This is a genomic window from Ruegeria sp. H4, assembly GCF_056533065.1.
Genome location: NZ_JBQFOC010000001.1, coordinates 1,085,875 through 1,102,110, shown reverse-complemented (window position 1 = coordinate 1,102,110; position 16,236 = coordinate 1,085,875). Strand labels below are relative to the sequence as shown.

The following is a 16,236-nucleotide window of genomic DNA, read 5'->3' as shown; positions in this document are numbered from 1 at the left end:
CAGTCTTAGCTGTCCATCTTCAACGCGCTAATAAACGCCTCCTGTGGGATATCCACCTTCCCGAACTGCCGCATCTTCTTTTTCCCCGCCTTCTGCTTGTCCAGCAGTTTGCGTTTTCGCGTGGCGTCGCCTCCGTAACACTTTGCGGTCACGTCCTTACGCAGGGCCGAGAGGGTCTCGCGGGCGATGACCTTGCCTCCGATGGCGGCCTGGATCGGGATTTTGAACATGTGGCGCGGGATCAGGTCCTTGAGCTTTTCGCACATCGCCCGGCCTCGCATCTCGGCCCGGTCGCGGTGAACCATGGTCGAGAGCGCATCAACGGGTTCGTCATTCACCAGCACCGACATCTTGACCAGCGCGTCCTCGGTATAGCCGGTCATCTGGTAGTCGAAGCTGGCATAGCCCTTGGTCACCGATTTCAGGCGGTCGTAGAAGTCAAAGACAACCTCGTTCAGCGGCAGGTCATAGACGACCATGGCGCGGCTGCCCGCATAGGTCAGGTCCAACTGGATGCCGCGGCGGTCCTGGCAGAGTTTCAGCACGTCGCCGAGGTATTCATCCGGAACCAAGATGGTCGCCTTGATGCGCGGCTCCTCGATATGGTCGACCTTTGAAGGATCAGGCATATCGGCGGGGTTGTGCAGCTCGATCATTTCGCCGTCTTTCATGTAGACGTGATAGATCACCGAGGGTGCGGTGGTGATGAGCTCGATATCATATTCGCGTTCGATGCGGTCGCGGATGACCTCAAGGTGCAGAAGGCCGAGGAAGCCGCAGCGGAAGCCAAAGCCAAGTGCGGCTGAGGTTTCCATTTCAAAGCTGAAGCTGGCGTCGTTCAGCGCCAGTTTGTCAATTGCATCGCGCAGGTCTTCGAATTCGGCTGAATCCACGGGGAAGAGACCGCAGAACACCACCGGCTGCGCGGGTTTGAACCCGTCCAGCGCAATTTCAGTCCCGTTGCGGTCATTGGTGATCGTGTCACCGACACGGGTGTCGCGGACCTGTTTGATCGAGGCGGTGAGAAAGCCGATCTCACCCGGGCCGAGGCTGTCAACCATCTCCATCTCGGGGCGGAAAACGCCGACGCGGTCGACATGATGCAGGGTGCCGTTCGACATGAACTTGACCCGCATGCCCTTTTTCAGCGTGCCGTCCATAATGCGGACCAGAACGATCACGCCGAGATAGGCGTCGTACCACGAATCCACCAGCATCGCCTTGAGCGGCGCGTCGAGATTGCCCTGCGGTGCGGGCAGTTGCTGGACGATGGCCTCAAGCGTTTCGTGGATGCCCTGCCCTGTCTTGGCGCTGACCTGAATGGCGTCGGTGGCGTCGATGCCGATCACATCCTCGATTTGTTCGGCCACGCGGTCACAATCGGACGCGGGCAGGTCGATCTTGTTCAGCACCGGCACGATCTCATGATCGGCGTCGATGGCCTGATACACATTCGCCAGCGTCTGCGCCTCAACCCCTTGGGTCGAGTCAACGACCAGCAGCGAGCCCTCGACCGCACGCATGGACCGACTGACCTCATAGGCAAAGTCCACGTGGCCGGGGGTGTCGATCAGGTTCAGCACATATGCCTCGCCATTGTCGGCGGTATAGTCGATGCGGACCGTGTTGGCCTTGATGGTGATGCCACGCTCGCGCTCGATATCCATGCTGTCGAGCAGCTGTTCCTTCATGTCGCGATCCTTGACCGTTCCGGTCTCTTGGATGAGCCGGTCAGCAAGGGTGGATTTGCCATGGTCGATATGCGCGACGATGGAGAAATTGCGGATATGAGCGAGGTCTGTCATGGGTTGGGGATATGCGTCGGAAATGGGCTGTGGTCAAGGTGGGACGAGTCCCCAGCGAAACCCTTTGATTGCGAGGCCTCAGACCGTTCAGAGCAACCTGTTTTTGACCAACTCCGCGTTCATCCAATGCGTCTCGCTTTGAACGTGGCCCTCGCGCACATATTTCGCGAGGTGAGTGGGCATGTCTTCCTCGTTAAACGCAGCCGTTGTGCGAACGACAAACCCCTCCTGCGTATCCAGATTCAAGTCTGCTATCACATCCGCCACGACCTTAGCAGAGAACCGCCCGCGATAGAGTTCGGGCACAGCGGTGATCCCAAGCTCGACGAAGCGTGAACGCGTCGCGTCCCAAGACTGTACCATGTCCCGCTTCACCCACGCGAACCCAAGGAAATAGGTCGGCAATGCCGAATACGCTATGGAGTGGCACGCAAACAGTTATTCACCAACAATGCGCTCGTCTTCGGCAAGCTGCGGCGAAATTCCGGCTGCGAAGGCCTTCATCCAATCTCGAGACGGGTGGTATCGTGCGTCAATACTGCGGGGGTGACAGCCGTGGCTGTGAATAGTCGTGTTCTCGCCATCCATCTTTTCAGTAAAAACCACCTCGTCAGCCGACACCAACGCGTCAACGCTGGACATGATCTTGTCATCGCTGGTGGCACCGGGAGATTGCGGCAAATGAAATGTACGCCCGTATTTCTTAAGCATATTCGTCTCGCGAATGAATTCTAAGCAAACTCGGGCCAGAAAACGCGACATCAACCATGTGTGCAATCACTTTTTCGAAGCACCCGATTGATCCCGAATCCACTTTGATTCATACTCCGCCGCAGACTGAGAGGGGCACAAGACCCCTCCGGGCAGGCAAAGAACGAGGCTCTAGCATGAAACAGTTCCTCCTCATCGCATTTTGTACGGCATCGCTGACGGCGATTGCTCCGGTTGCAGACGCGTCTCAGATCAAGCGGGCGTGTCTGGCATCAGATCGTCAGGCGGCGACGCGGGATCGGTGCAGTTGCATTCAGCGCGTGGCGGATCAGGCGTTGACGCGCAGTGATCAAAAGACCGTCTCGAAATGGTTCGAGGACCCACATCAGGCGCAGGAGTTGAAGATGTCGCAGACCGCGCGCGATGATGCGCTTTGGGATCGATATCAGAACTTTGGCCAGATGGCGCAGGCGATCTGCAGCTAACCCCTGTCAGTCCTTGACCTGATGCACGCTGCGCCCCAGAAATGGCGCAGCGAAAGGTATGTGCGATGGTGATGAAAGGGCTGACCCTGCGGGGCCTAGAGGTGTTTGAGGCTCTTGCACGGACCGGATCGGTGGCGCAGGCGGCCGAGATCACGGGGCTCAGCCAGCCTTCGGTTTCCCAGCAATTGCGCAATCTGGAAAAGGCACTGGGCACCGATCTGGTCGATCACGGGCGGCGGCCAATGCGGCTGACCCAGGCCGGGCGCAGCTTTCTGACCCGCGCGCAGGCTGTTCTGGCCGAGCTACAATTGGCCCAAAGCGAATTGACCGTGATGGATCTGGGGCATCTCACCACCTTGTCCATCGGCCTGATCGACGATTTCGACAATGACCTGACACCTCGGCTCGCGACACTGCTGGCTGACAGCCTGACCCGATCAAAATTCAAGCTGATCACCCTACCCAGTCTGGACCTGTTTGCCGAGTTGGACGCCCAGCGCTTGCATCTGGCCGTTTCCGCCCATAGCGGCGAAGTGCTGGAAGGTGTCATTGAATATCCGTTGGTGCAGGATCCATTTATACTGGTCGCCCCGGCGGGCGCGGGTGATGCGCAGACCGTCGTGCAGGACCTGCCTTTTCTGCGCTACGCGCGTGAACAACTGATCAGCCGCCAGATCGAAGGCCACCTGGCACGCCAGCAAGTTGAATACGAAGAACGGTTCGAGATCGGATCACACCTGGCGATGATGGCGATGGTTGCGCGCGGTCTGGGCTGGGCGATCACAACGCCGCTGGGCTATATGCGCGCGGCGCGGTTTCACGACGAGATGCAGGCTCATCCCTGTCCGTTTGGCGCATTTGCCCGGACCATTTCATTGTTCACCCGCACGGACTGGTCAGATCAGGTGCCGCAAGAGGTTGCGGGCATGATGCGGCGGCTGATGCAAAGCCAGATCATTGACCCGGCGACGGCGAAACTGCCCTGGCTCAGTGATCAATTGAAGGTGCTGGACGATCCATCCAGGTGATCGACCAACCCTGCGACGGCGATCTCAATCAAGTCCAACGCCCCGTCAAAATCCCGCGTATAGTATGGGTCTGGCACATGATCTGCACCGGCCTGAGGTGCGAACTCTGTCAGCAGCCGAACGGGCGTGTTGTTTCCATCCGGCCTAAGGGCCTCGATATTCGCGATATTGTCGGCATCCATTCCTATGATCAGATCGAACTGATTAAAATCCTTAGCCACAAACTGCCTTGCGCGAAGATCACCCAGTTCGACATCGCGGGCGCGTGCCGCAGATAGCATGGGACCATAGGGCGGGCCGCCAATATGCCAGCCCGCGGTTCCGGCACTGTCGGTTGTATGATGTGGGGCGCTGGCGCGAAACACACCCTCGGCTGCAGGCGAGCGGCAGATATTGCCCAAACACACAAAGAGGATACGCTGTGTCATAAGCAATCTTCTACCGCGCAGAGGGCACATGGAAAAGATCGTCATTCTCACCGGAGCAGGTATTTCCGCCGAAAGCGGGCTCAGCACCTTTCGGGATGAAGACGGGCTATGGGCACAACTCAGGATCGAAGACGTCGCGACGCCCGAGGCGTTTACCCGGAATCCGGCTTTGGTTCAGAGGTTCTACAATGCCCGCAGGGTTCAGGCTGCTCAGGTCCACCCCAATGCCGCGCATAAGGCCCTTGCCCGGTTGCAACAGGATTGGCCCGGCGATGTGGTCATCGTCACACAAAACGTCGACAGTCTTCACGAGGCTGGCGGCGCTTCCGGGGTGATCCACATGCATGGTATCCTGTCTGGTGCATTGTGTGGGGATTGTGGCCATCGGTGGACAGCACCGCCAGAAATGGCCCCTGACGAGCCCTGCCCGGCCTGCGACGCACCGTCCGGACGGCCTGATATCGTCTGGTTCGGCGAGATGCCCTATCATATGGACAAGATTTTCGATCATCTCGCCACCGCTTCGATCTTTGCCGCAATCGGCACGTCTGGACAGGTCTACCCCGCCGCTGCCTTTGTGCACGAAGCGCAGGCAGCAGGGGCGCACACCATTGAAATCAATCTGGAGCCGACAGGTGGTGGTTTCGATGAACGGTTGCTGGGCAAAGCAACCGAAACTGTACCCAGATGGGTTGATCGGTTGCTGATGGCTAAGACTTAAGACAACATGAGCAGCAAAATTGTAAGACCAAACGCATCACCTCCTTCAGGAGAAGCCGCACCATGACAGATCAAGACCCAAAAACTGGTGAAATTCTCGAAGACGGCAGCATGGCCGACCGCGACCAGCTTAGCGCTCAGTTGTCCAGTCTTTGGTGGACCTTCTTAATTCGCGGCATTTTGGCCGGTGCTGTTGGTATTGCCGCGCTTTTCTGGCCCTCTGGCAGCATTGCCTTGCTGCTGCGTCTGGTTGGGGCCCTGCTGGTCATTGATGGCGGGTTAACGCTGCTTGGGGTCGGACGCCGGGGCCTGTTGGGTGGCGCAGCCATCGGTGCAGTACTGATCGGACTGATCTTGCTGATCTGGCCTGAGGGCACCGTGAAGTTGGCCTTTTTCCTGTTGGGGGCCTGGGCGCTGATTATTGGTATCGGCTCGCTGGCTGCGTCGCAGCAGATGAATGAGCGTGATCCGCAACGCGGTTCGATGCGCGGTTCGGGGATTGCGGCACTGATCGTGGGTCTGGTGTTGATGATCTGGCCCGCCATTGCACTGGTCGCGCTGGGATGGGCGATTGCCTTCTCGGCGCTTGCCATTGCGGTTGTCATGTTCTGGCTGGCAAACCGCCTGCGCAGCGCCAACAACCGGATCGGCATGAAGACCATTCATCACTAGGGACTAACACTTGCGACTATGCAAACAGGCCGGGCATTGCCCAGCCTGACGCATGGATGACGGCCGCAAAGCGGCCCGAAGACAGGCGTTGCTGCTAGTTCGAATGGGATCCGTGGTCGTGACCATGCTTGTCCTGGCGCTCCAGATCCACTGGGATGTTCAGAACAACCTCTCCGGCCTGCTCAAACACCAATGTAACAGGAACCGTGGCACCATGCTCGAATGGAGCCCTCAACCCCATCAGCATCACATGCGCACCACCGCGTTTGAGCATATAGGTCTCGCCTGCAGGGATGGTAAAGCCTTCCTCGACATGGACCATCTGAGCCACGCCGTCATCGTTGATCTTATGCGTGTGCAACTCTACCCGGGCTGCGGCATCTGATGTTGCACTGATCAAGCGGTCATCCGTCTCGCCCTGGTTCTCGATCATCATGAACGCGGCCCCTGCCTTGGCGGCTTTGCCGGATGAACGGGCGTAGGCATCGTCAATAACGATCTGGCTGTCAGCAAAGGCCGGAACGGCCAGAAGGACGGTTGAAAAAGTAGCGAACAGGGTTGTTTTGAGGGACATTGTGCCTCTCCTTATGTGTCTAGCGGTCTGAAAATCTGTAGGTCGGGTCAGACCAAGACAGGAGGTGCACGTGCGGGTGTGTCCGGGACGGGGGCTGCGACAAGGTTGTCCGTCTCACGAATTGGCGTGGGAAGCCGAAGAACCGGGGCCTCAGGCTGCGCGGGTTGCACATCCGCAACCGCCCCCAACAGGGTCAGCGCATAGTCGGGGCAATAATGTGGTGGGGCTGTTGGCTGTCCATTTGCGTCAACATGGACAACAACAGGACCGTTTCCCGTACACAGGACCATCTGGCCCGTCGCCATATCCACGCCACGCGACACAGCAATGCTCTGCCCGGTCAGGACCAGCAGCAGAGACAAAATTACCGGCAAAAACTTATGAAACGCAGATCTCATCCTGACCTGCATATAGGCCAGACAGATGAAACGCTTCAAGCGCCAAACAGTCGCGCTTGAAGCGTTTCTTAGTAATCCAGCCCAGGCCGTTTAACGACCCCTTTAGTCAGGCTGGTATGGGAGCGATTCACCTGACGCTGAATACGCGTGCAGGCTAAAATTGCTTTTTTGATAACGGTCGAAAGCAACAGAAAAATATAGAAACTCTTTAACGACATCACTCGGCCCCCAACCCAAAGAATGTAGTCAACATACGCCCTACATCTGCGCTCGTATGTGAACTGTTTCACGGTCGTTACAATTTTTTTGAACTTTTTTGGGGCCCGAGCTGCATCGCAAAACGAAAAAACCCCGCACAAATCGGGTACGGGGTCATTCAAACGGAATGTCAAAGAGGGTTACGCCGACGCTTGTGCCTTGGCGATTTCCTTTTTCACTTTCAATGCGTTCGCAGACAGCTCTTCGTCCTTGGCCTTCGCCAGGAACGCGTCCAGACCACCGCGGTGGTCGACAGAACGTAGCGCAGCCGCCGAAATACGCAGCTTAACACCACGGCCCAGGGTTTCGGATTGCAGGGTGACATCGTTCAGATTCGGCAGAAAACGACGACGAGTTCTGTTTTTAGCGTGGCTGACATTGTTGCCAGTCATCGGGCCTTTTCCGGTCAGTTCGCAACGGCGCGACATGGTTTCTTCCTTTGTTTCTGGAGGCCGGGCAAAACGCCTGCGGCCAAATCACAAGGGGCGCAACCCGAAGTCGCGCCCGAAAACTGGTTGGATGCGTGTAGTGGGAATCGCAGGAAGGGTCAAGACGGGTTACGCGGAATATTTGCGCCCTCTGTACCTTCCCTGAATGCCGGCGCGACCGGCGCATGCAACAGGGGTTTATTGTTTTTTAAATGACGCGAAACCAGCCGGGTCTGTAACTTGCCACGTGGGATCAGCCGCGCCGGGTCGGGGCTGTGATCGTGATCCGCCAGCTCCGGGAATATCTTGAATATCTCACGCCGCGCAGAGATGCTGAGCGATTTCAACGCCTCGGGCCCGGAATACAAGCTCTCAGTTGGGGCGCCTTCAGCATAGATCACCTCATGCCGGTCAAACAGCAAGTGGAAATACTCGACCGATTGCACCTCTTGATCCACATAGATACCCGGCACTGAGGTCAGCTTGATCGCCGGGATAAGAACTTCAGCTGCTCCAAACATGCGCTGCGCGATTTTGGATTGAACCAGCATCCTGTGCTGGCGCGAGACCAGCAAATCGCGGTTAGGCATCCCTTGCCCCAAGGCGCCTGCCACGATGCGTACCGGGCGCAGTTTGGGGTCCTGTTCAAGGTCACGGGTTGTGAACGCCCGCCGTCCCGTCCAACGCACTGTTTGGGGTCCCAAGCCAACCGTCTGGACCCTGTCCCCGGCCATGATGTTCTGGATCGGGCGAAACCCACAATTCGTCGCGATCAGAGTATCGCGGGTAAAGCACGGAAACCCGGCACCATTTTCGAAACCTGTATACGTAACAGTTGTTCCCGACGGCAGGGTAAACGACCCGCTGGAAAGCGAATAGCTCGTGCCTGCCACGACTGTGATTGTGCCGAACGTACTGTCAGTGATCACGGTACCTTCGGGTAGGTTCAGCGTATCGGTACCACCGCCGCCTTCGACCGTACCTGACACACTGGTGCTTTGGAAATCCAGCGTATCGTTGCCATTCCCCAATGCAATGCTGCTTATGTCGGACCCACGGACAACGACGGTATCCGCGCCCCCTCCGGCATTCAGCGTTCCAACTGTGCTGCCGGTGATGGTAATATCGTCACCACCCCCGTTGCCACGTACAACTCCGATAACCGTGCTGTTCGTAACCGTGATCTGGTCGCTGCCTCCACGGCCGCGAATATTGTCAATCGGAGTACCCTGAGGCGTACCATTCAACGTACCGTTGTCATCGGTAACGTCGATTATGTCGTTGCCATTGGTACCCCTTATATTGGGCATCGTCCTCTATTCCCAAGCAACAGTCAGGTCTAAGATAGCAACCAATTACGCGACCAGATCGGCATGATCCGATACAATACGCAACCATAGTGCGATGAGACGCCGCGCGCATCAAGGCCCGGGCCAAAACACCCGAAGACTGAATCAGGTGGCAGAGAGTTTTGACAACATATGCCGCGCAGCGGTCGTGGGGCTGATCGTACCTTGACCCACCTCAGTGCTCAGCTCATCCATTTCCCGGCGCGCCTCGGGTGTGTCGAGACGGGCCAGCAGAGCATGCCGAACCTCTTGATCGAACCAGTAGCGGGCCTGTGCAGCTCGGTTTGTTGTCCAAAACCCGTTGTCCCGCCGCCATTGGCTGAGCGACTGTATTTCTGTCCAGGCTTGGTCGAGGCCATGTTCTTCAATGGCTGAGACTGTCATCGCTTTGGGAAACCCCTCCGGGTCCTGCGGGCGTTTGCGTAACAGGCGCAGGGCACCGGCATAATCCGCGCAGGTGCGTGTCGCCGTCGCCTTCAGGTCGCCATCGGCCTTATTGATCAGGATGATATCTGCCATCTCCATTATACCGCGTTTGACGCCCTGCAACTCATCCCCGCCCGCCGGAGCAAGCAGCAGCAGGAACAGATCGGAGAGCTCGGACACCACGGTTTCCGACTGACCAACGCCCACGGTTTCGATCAGAACGACATCATTTCCTGCCGCCTCGCACAGCGCGATGGCTTCGCGCGTGCGACGGGCAACACCCCCGAGCTGGCTTTGGCTGGGTGAAGGTCGGATAAAGGCGTTTGGATCGCGGCTCAGACGTTCCATCCGGGTCTTGTCACCCAGGATCGATCCGCCCGACCGGGCCGAGCTTGGATCAACGGCAAGAACAGCAACGCGCAGGCCTTGCCTAGTCAACATCATGCCAAAGCTTTCTATGAAGGTGGATTTACCCACGCCCGGTGTGCCCGACAGGCCAATCCGCAGAGATTGCCTGCCAGATTGCGCCAGATAACTCAGAAGTTCCGAGGCCTGCTCCCGATGATCTGCACGGATGCTTTCGACCAGCGTGATTGCGCGCGCCAGGGCCCGGCGCTCACCTTGCATGATCCGTTCACCCAATTCAGCAATGTCCATCCGCCCGGCCTTTTTTGGTGATTTGCCCTAAATGACGGTGCCGCGCCGCAATTGTCCAGAGCGCATCCAGTGTTTTGGCGGGGCCTTCTGGACGTTGACCAGCGCTTTGGCGATAAGGCGGTATGACACGACTGCCAATAGACGACGCGCTGCCCGAACTGATTTCTGCCCTGAGGGACCATGGGCGCGCCGTTCTGCAAGCCCCGCCGGGCGCGGGTAAGACAACCCGCGTTCCTCTGGCAATGCTTAAGGCCGGTCTTTGTACCGGTAAGATCGTGATGCTGGAGCCGCGCCGTCTGGCCGCACGCGCTGCGGCTGAACGCATGGCCGAAACACTGGGTGAGCGCGCGGGGCAAACCGTCGGCTACAGGGTCCGTGGTGAGGCCAAAACCTCGAACGCCACACGGATTGAGGTTGTGACCGAAGGCATCCTGACCCGAATGCTGCAATCTGACCCTGATTTACCCGGGGTCGGGGCTGTGATCTTTGATGAGTTTCACGAACGATCCCTGAACGCCGATCTGGGTCTGGCGCTGTGCCTTGAGGTGGCCGGGGCGCTGCGCGATGACCTTATCCTTGTAGCGATGTCGGCCACGCTGGACGCTGAGCCGGTCGGGCGGTTAATGGAAGCCCCTCTCGTGACCTCGGAAGGGCGCAGCTATCCGGTTGAAACCCGCTGGCTGGACCGTCCGTTGGGCCCACAGGCCAGACGGTTGGATGCGCTGATTGATCTGGTTGAAACGGCAGTGTCCGAGACGCCGGCGATTGGCGGCGGCATTCTGGTTTTCCTACCCGGCGAAGGTGAAATCCGACGGGCCGAAGCAGCGCTGAACAAGCGCCTGCCAAAGACCTGCACGTTACGCCCTTTGTTCGGTGCCCTGCCTTTTACTGCCCAGAGCGCGGCCATCGCACCGGTTGAGGCCGGACGCAAAGTGGTGCTGGCAACATCAATCGCGGAAACCTCGCTGACCATTCCCGACATCCGCGTGGTCGTGGATATGGGTCAGGCGCGACGGTCGCGGTTCGATCCGGGCTCGGGCATGTCGCGGCTGGTGACCGAACGCGTCACACGAGCCGAAGCCACCCAGCGAACTGGCCGCGCGGGCCGCGTGGCCGAAGGGGTCTGTTATCGGTTGTGGTCAAAGGGCGAGGAAGGTGCCTTGCATGCCTATCCGCCCGCAGAAATTGAGGCCGCTGACCTGGCCGGACTGGCTTTAGAGCTTGCCTTATGGGGTGCGGAAGCTGGTGATCTAGCGTTTCTGACCCCTCCACCCGATGGCACATTGGCCGAGGCACGATCCCTGTTACGAATGCTTGGCGCGCTGGATGGCAAAGGGCGGATCACAGATCACGGGCGGCGTTTGGCATCCCTGCCGCTACACCCGCGTTTGGGCCATATGCTGGTTCGCGCCGGAACACAGGCAGCCCCGCTGGCCGCGTTACTGGCTGAACGAGATCCCCTTAAGGGCGCTCCGGTCGATCTGACCCTCAGGATGGCTGCGATACGCGATACACGCGCTTTTCAAAGGGAAAAGCCCTGGCAGGTCAATCCAAGCGTCGTGGATCGGATCAAAGGCGAAACGAAACGTCTGCGCGCGATGATCAAACCTCAGGACGAAACCCTCAGCGCCGCAGCGATGGCGGCACTCGCCTATCCCGATCGGATCGGACAAAGGCGAAATGGGGATACACCAAGCTATGTCCTGTCGGGCGGCAAAGGCGTGGTGCTGGAAAACGACGATACCCTGGCCACTGCGCCCTATCTTGTCGTGCTCGACACCGATGGGAACCCGCGCGAAGCCCGCGTGCGGATGGCGGTGCCAATATCCGAACGCGACATCCGCGATCAGTTCGCTGACCAACTGTGTTGGGTCGATACCTGCACCTGGTCCAAGCGCGAACGGCGCGTAATCGCGCGACAGCAGGAACGGCTTGGCGCAATCACCCTGAGCGACCGCCTGTGGAAAGACGCTCCCGATGACACCGTGGTACAAGCTATGCTGGACGGTGTGCGCGATCTGGGGCTGCGCCTGGAAGGCGCCGCCGCGCGTTTTGCCGCGCGGGTCGAACTGGTACGCGCCGATGGGATTGATCTGCCGGATTTTTCAATCGAAGGGCTGATGTCTTCAATCGAAGATTGGCTATTGCCCATGCTGTCTGGCGTGCGCAGCGCCGAAGACTGGAAACGCTTTGACCTACTACCCGCGCTCCGGGCGCGGCTGGATTGGGAACAGATGCAAGAGTTGGACAAGCGTGCGCCGGGGTCTTTCAGCACGCCATTGGGGCGCAAAGTGCCGATTGACTATGGAGGCGACGTACCTGAAATCGCAGTTCGCCTACAGGAGCTTTTCGGGGTTGCGCAACATCCCGTTGTCGCAGGCGCGCCGCTTAAGATCACCCTGCTGTCCCCTGCGCAGCGCCCTATTCAGATCACGCGGGATTTGCCCGGGTTCTGGTCCGGGTCCTATGCGGATGTCCGCAAAGATATGCGAGCGCAGTATCCCAAACACCCGTGGCCCGAAGATCCGACGCAAGCAGACCCTACCCTGCGCGCCAAACGCCGCAGAAGCTGAGGTAAATCGGGGGGATCAACCGCCAAAGCCCACAAAAAGACACATATTTCCTTAAAAATGGGTAAAACATTAATCTTTTGGTCACGGATTTGTTGAAATATCATGACTCAATGGTTACCTGATCGGCCGAAGAATCGAGAAAAGCACCTGATATTTTGACTATGTCACATTGGTTTCGCAACATATGGGAAGAGGTCGCAAAACCCCTGTTTCTGCGCCCGCGTCGGGTGCAATTTGCAGCCCTGTGCACGCGACAAACCGATGCTGGCCCCGAAGTTCTGCTGATTACCAGCCGCGATACCGGACGTTGGATAATTCCAAAAGGTTGGCCGATTGACGGACTGGATGGCGCAGAAACCGCCGCGCAAGAAGCTTGGGAAGAGGCCGGCGTTGAAGCTGACATGGTTGAAAAGAACCCGTTCGGCCACTTCACCTACGACAAAATACTAAAAGACGGTTCAGCACAGCCGGTTCTGACAAGCGTTTATCGTGTTGCGGTACGCGCGCTGGCCGATGAATTCCCCGAAATTGGCCAACGTAAGCGCAACTGGGTGACCCCCAAAACGGCGGCCACTTTGGTCAGAGAGCCAGAATTGCAGGCCTTGCTACTTAAGGTCGAGTAGCACGTGTCGAAGCCAGCCAGAACTCGCTGCCCCGTTACTGGGAAACCACTGGCACTTTAACACCGCGAGCTCTCGTGTCGCCCGGCCGCACATGGTGCTCATTTGAAGGTCTTGATGGGGCTGATTGAAATAGTCGGTTCGGCAATCCATAGGGAGCATCGATCGTTCATGCTGCCGCGGAGATGGTCTAGCAACATAGATCGACGTTGGAAAACACCCGCTGTCAGCGCCCCGGGCAAATCCGCCAGGAACATCAAAGGCACGGTCTTATCCAGACTGATCTACCTGCTTCCGACCACCTTTGCCCCGGGCCGTATCTCCTGTGGGCGCATGGGTGGCGTGGGTCGCTGTTGGATCAAATCAGAAACTCGAGTACAAATTGGTGCCTTCATGCCCATTTGTTCTGCCAGACGCATAACCTCACCTTGAAGGCTATCGATTTCCGTTTTGCGACCCTGCATCAAATCATAGGCCATCGAAGTGCGTGCGGTTGGGTCAATCGTCAGCATCTTCGACGCAACACGCATTAAGATCGGCGTTGGCAGACGCAGAATGAAAGGTGTCAGGCCGGCGGGTAACGGCGTAGTCGACGCGACCGGCTTGCTCGCAGCTTTCAGCACATTCAATGCCTCAGCCATTTGATCGGCCATCAAGCGGCGCCACTGGCGATCCATCAACTGATCGACAAGTGTTAGTCCGGACAAGGCGTTCAGCGCGTTGTTCAGATTGATGACCAGTTTGCCCCACTGGACCGCTTCGATTTGATCGCTTGCCGAAATTGGCAGATTAGGGCTGTTCAGGCGTTCAGCCAAGTTTCCGGGGCCGGTCTGAACTACGATGTCACCGGATGTCGCACAGTGGTAAGTTGCGGGTTCAGTCGGCACCACGTTAAACGGCACCATACCCGCGCGCACGTCGTAGCCGGGCAATGCGTCGCGCAGGGTTTGGACATTCTGAATCCCATTTTGCCAAGATAGAACGGGCACCCCTTGTGTCGCATGAATAGCAATCAGACCCGCCATTTCAGACGTGGCCCCAGATTTTACCGTCACGATGATCGTTTCGGCACTACCGAGGCACTCGGGATTGTCGCTTAGAGTCAGCTTCTGCGCGGGCAGATGGCGGCGCAGCCCCGCATAGTTTGTGACCGTCAGGCCTTGCTCTCGGATCGGATCCAATACCCGGGGCCGTCCAAGCAAAGTGACTTCGTGACCGGCATCAGCCAGCAGCGCACCGCAATAGCATCCGATACTGCCAGCCCCAGCGATGACAATCTTCATGGCGATCCCTCCGCTTAACAAAGGATCACCGGGTTCTCAGCCCGGGACAAGCCCATGGCTCAATGACGTCGCGTTCACCGTGCCAGACGGGGCTTGGTGCGTTCCAATTCCTCTGAAATTGGAATGAACTCCTGATCATCCCCGGGCGGCAGGTGGAATGCGCCATTGGCCCAATCTGCGGTTTTCCACTCGCGGGTTGCGGTTTCGATCTTTTCTTTCGACGAGGATACAAAGTTCCACCAGATATACCGGTCCTCGTTCAACGTCGCCCCGCCCAACAGCATGAGCCGCGCGCCAAGAGGCCCTGCCGTAACCGAAAGTTTGTCTCCCGGACGGAAAAGCATCATGCGCCCCGCGTCAAATCTGTCTCCGGCGATCTCAACTTGACCTTCGGTGACATAAACGCCCCGATCTTCATGATCGTCGGGCAGCGGGAAGGATGCACCAGGGTCGAGCTGCACATCCAGATAGAAGGTTTCAGACAGCATGGTCACCGGGCTTGTTTCGCCATAGGCTGTACCCAAGATCAGCCGCGCGCTGGCACCCGCATCCTGAACATGCGGCAATGCAGCCTGTTTGTGATGCTCGAAATCAGGGGCCATGTCTTCATGTTGTTCTGGCAGTGCGATCCAGGTCTGGATACCGAACAGACTGTTTCGCTTGCCTCGGGTCTCATCGCTCGTACGTTCTGAATGGGTTACGCCGCGTCCGGCAACCATCCAGTTGACCTCACCCGGATAGATCATCTGGTGGGTTCCCAGGCTGTCGCGGTGCTCGAACTCACCCTGATAAAGATAAGTCACGGTACCCAGCCCGATATGGGGGTGAGGGCGCACGTCGATTCCGCCTTCGGTGATGAATTCCGCCGGGCCCATCTGGTCGAAAAAAATGAAAGGTCCCACAAGCTGCCGCTGAACCGAAGGCAGTGCTCGGCGCACCTCGAACCCGCCAAGGTCACGCGCGCGCGGGATGATCAAAGTGTCCAATGCCGGGTTTTCGGATAGGCATTCGGGGTTGTGGGTCGGATTCCAACTCATTCCTGCTCTCCCAGTCGGGCGGCCCGAGGGGCCATATTGCGTTCACAAATGTGAATATAGGGCGAAACGTGTGCGGTAAAAGCGCATCAACGCACAGTTTGCGTGCAGGGAGATATCAGTGTTGGCAACAGGCACCAAACCTCACAGAGGCGTGAGGGCGAAACCTTGCGATTCCATTCGACGCGACCTCGGAATCGTCCGCGCATGTGCTATCTTTGGATATAGAGGCCATTGAACGAAGGGCTGCATTAGGTTCGACAGGAGAGTATCCATGACCCGCCTACTAATCACGCGCCGGAACCTGATCGCTACCGGAACAGCCGCACTAGCAGGCGGATTTACACCGGCACTGGCGGCTGGCGTTGCTCCTACTCCATCGATGCGAGGTGGGTCGAACAATTATCGCCCGGGCGCTCCGATCGTTGAACGGATCGGTGGCGGCGGCTTTTGGATGACAGGCTCGGTGCGCCGCGCGGGCGATGGGGCTCCCTTGCCGGGTCAACGCATCCAGATCTGGGCCCATACCACCGAAGGGCACGAGCGCGATCCGCAAAGCCATGGCGCGACACTAACGGATGCAAATGGTGAATTCCGGCTGGAAATGCCACAAATCGTTCCAGCCTTTGGTCAACCACATGGTCACCTGGCCTATGACAGTGGCACATATGAGACTGTGTTCCTGCGCCCTGTGATGTCCAGCTCTAAAGATAAAACGCTGGCTGCGCATTTCGTGTTGCAACCGACCTGACCCGCGTGATCCACAAAATCGTACTCTGGGCGAGCC

The 16,236-nt window shown here is 58.1% G+C and carries 16 protein-coding genes and 1 pseudogene; 7 read left to right on the top strand and 10 right to left on the bottom strand.

Annotation, left to right across the window (positions count from 1 at the left end):
• Positions 1-5 precede the first annotated feature (5 nt).
• Together lepA and ACR0KG_RS05550 are read right to left on the bottom strand one after the other, a co-directional pair.
• Positions 6-1,805 (bottom strand): translation elongation factor 4, encoded by a 1,800-nt coding sequence (gene lepA, locus ACR0KG_RS05555; protein ID WP_480826715.1) that lies wholly within the window; start codon positions 1,803-1,805, stop codon positions 6-8.
• A gap of 87 nt (positions 1,806-1,892) precedes the next feature.
• Positions 1,893-2,447 (bottom strand): annotated as a pseudogene (locus ACR0KG_RS05550) (RNA ligase family protein).
• A 245-nt stretch (positions 2,448-2,692) separates the two neighbouring features.
• On the opposite strand from ACR0KG_RS05550, the gene ACR0KG_RS05545 reads away from it, so the two are divergent.
• Together ACR0KG_RS05545 and ACR0KG_RS05540 are read left to right on the top strand one after the other, a co-directional pair.
• Entirely contained in the window at positions 2,693-3,001 is a 309-nt protein-coding gene (locus ACR0KG_RS05545; RefSeq protein WP_480826714.1) for a hypothetical protein, read from the top strand.
• A 65-nt stretch (positions 3,002-3,066) separates the two neighbouring features.
• Entirely contained in the window at positions 3,067-4,029 is a 963-nt protein-coding gene (locus ACR0KG_RS05540) for a LysR family transcriptional regulator (protein WP_480827332.1), read from the top strand.
• Here the strand turns inward: ACR0KG_RS05540 and ACR0KG_RS05535 are convergent.
• Positions 3,996-4,457 carry a low molecular weight protein-tyrosine-phosphatase gene (locus tag ACR0KG_RS05535; protein ID WP_480826713.1) on the bottom strand — a complete coding sequence of 154 codons (462 nt, stop codon included), beginning with the start codon at positions 4,455-4,457 and terminating at the stop codon, positions 3,996-3,998. The genes ACR0KG_RS05540 and ACR0KG_RS05535 overlap by 34 nt on opposite strands.
• A 28-nt stretch (positions 4,458-4,485) precedes the next feature.
• Here ACR0KG_RS05535 and ACR0KG_RS05530 point away from each other — a divergent pair, with 28 nt between their 5' ends.
• Together ACR0KG_RS05530 and ACR0KG_RS05525 are read left to right on the top strand one after the other, a co-directional pair.
• Entirely contained in the window at positions 4,486-5,178 is a 693-nt protein-coding gene (locus ACR0KG_RS05530) for an NAD-dependent deacylase (RefSeq protein ID WP_480826712.1), read from the top strand.
• A gap of 62 nt (positions 5,179-5,240) precedes the next feature.
• Positions 5,241-5,849, top strand: coding sequence for an HdeD family acid-resistance protein (locus ACR0KG_RS05525; RefSeq protein WP_480826711.1), 609 nt, complete (start codon positions 5,241-5,243; stop codon positions 5,847-5,849).
• A gap of 94 nt (positions 5,850-5,943) precedes the next feature.
• Here ACR0KG_RS05525 and ACR0KG_RS05520 read toward each other — a convergent pair whose 3' ends face one another.
• The 5 genes from ACR0KG_RS05520 to meaB all read right to left on the bottom strand — a co-directional run bounded on the left by ACR0KG_RS05520 (position 5,944) and on the right by meaB (position 9,939).
• Entirely contained in the window at positions 5,944-6,423 is a 480-nt protein-coding gene (locus ACR0KG_RS05520) for a copper chaperone PCu(A)C (RefSeq protein ID WP_480826710.1), read from the bottom strand.
• 47 nt (positions 6,424-6,470) lie between these two features.
• Positions 6,471-6,821: a hypothetical protein gene (locus ACR0KG_RS05515; protein WP_480826709.1), complete on the bottom strand. Its 351-nt coding sequence runs from the start codon at positions 6,819-6,821 to the stop codon at positions 6,471-6,473.
• A 398-nt stretch (positions 6,822-7,219) separates the two neighbouring features.
• Positions 7,220-7,507: a 50S ribosomal protein L28 gene (gene rpmB / locus ACR0KG_RS05510; RefSeq protein ID WP_039532366.1), complete on the bottom strand. Its 288-nt coding sequence runs from the start codon at positions 7,505-7,507 to the stop codon at positions 7,220-7,222.
• Positions 7,508-7,626: 119 nt separating this feature from the next.
• Entirely contained in the window at positions 7,627-8,817 is a 1,191-nt protein-coding gene (locus ACR0KG_RS05505; RefSeq protein WP_480546529.1) for a Hint domain-containing protein, read from the bottom strand.
• 144 nt (positions 8,818-8,961) lie between these two features.
• Complete coding sequence (gene meaB / locus ACR0KG_RS05500; protein WP_480826708.1) at positions 8,962-9,939, bottom strand: methylmalonyl Co-A mutase-associated GTPase MeaB; 978 nt, start codon at positions 9,937-9,939, stop codon at positions 8,962-8,964.
• 122 nt (positions 9,940-10,061) lie between these two features.
• On the opposite strand from meaB, the gene hrpB reads away from it, so the two are divergent.
• Together hrpB and ACR0KG_RS05490 are read left to right on the top strand one after the other, a co-directional pair.
• Entirely contained in the window at positions 10,062-12,512 is a 2,451-nt protein-coding gene (hrpB, locus tag ACR0KG_RS05495) for an ATP-dependent helicase HrpB (RefSeq protein ID WP_480826707.1), read from the top strand.
• 161 nt (positions 12,513-12,673) lie between these two features.
• Positions 12,674-13,135 (top strand): NUDIX hydrolase, encoded by a 462-nt coding sequence (locus ACR0KG_RS05490; RefSeq protein ID WP_480542140.1) that lies wholly within the window; start codon positions 12,674-12,676, stop codon positions 13,133-13,135.
• 281 nt (positions 13,136-13,416) lie between these two features.
• Here the strand turns inward: ACR0KG_RS05490 and ACR0KG_RS05485 are convergent, their stop codons facing one another.
• The gene (locus ACR0KG_RS05485; RefSeq protein WP_480826706.1) at positions 13,417-14,415 is read right to left on the bottom strand and encodes a 2-dehydropantoate 2-reductase; all 999 of its coding nucleotides are present in this window, start codon (positions 14,413-14,415) and stop codon (positions 13,417-13,419) included.
• Between the two features lie 74 nt (positions 14,416-14,489).
• Positions 14,490-15,452 (bottom strand): pirin family protein, encoded by a 963-nt coding sequence (locus tag ACR0KG_RS05480; protein ID WP_480826705.1) that lies wholly within the window; start codon positions 15,450-15,452, stop codon positions 14,490-14,492.
• Between the two features lie 271 nt (positions 15,453-15,723).
• Between ACR0KG_RS05480 and ACR0KG_RS05475 the strand changes: the two genes are divergently transcribed.
• Positions 15,724-16,200: a twin-arginine translocation pathway signal gene (locus ACR0KG_RS05475; protein ID WP_480542134.1), complete on the top strand. Its 477-nt coding sequence runs from the start codon at positions 15,724-15,726 to the stop codon at positions 16,198-16,200.
• Positions 16,201-16,236 lie beyond the last annotated feature (36 nt).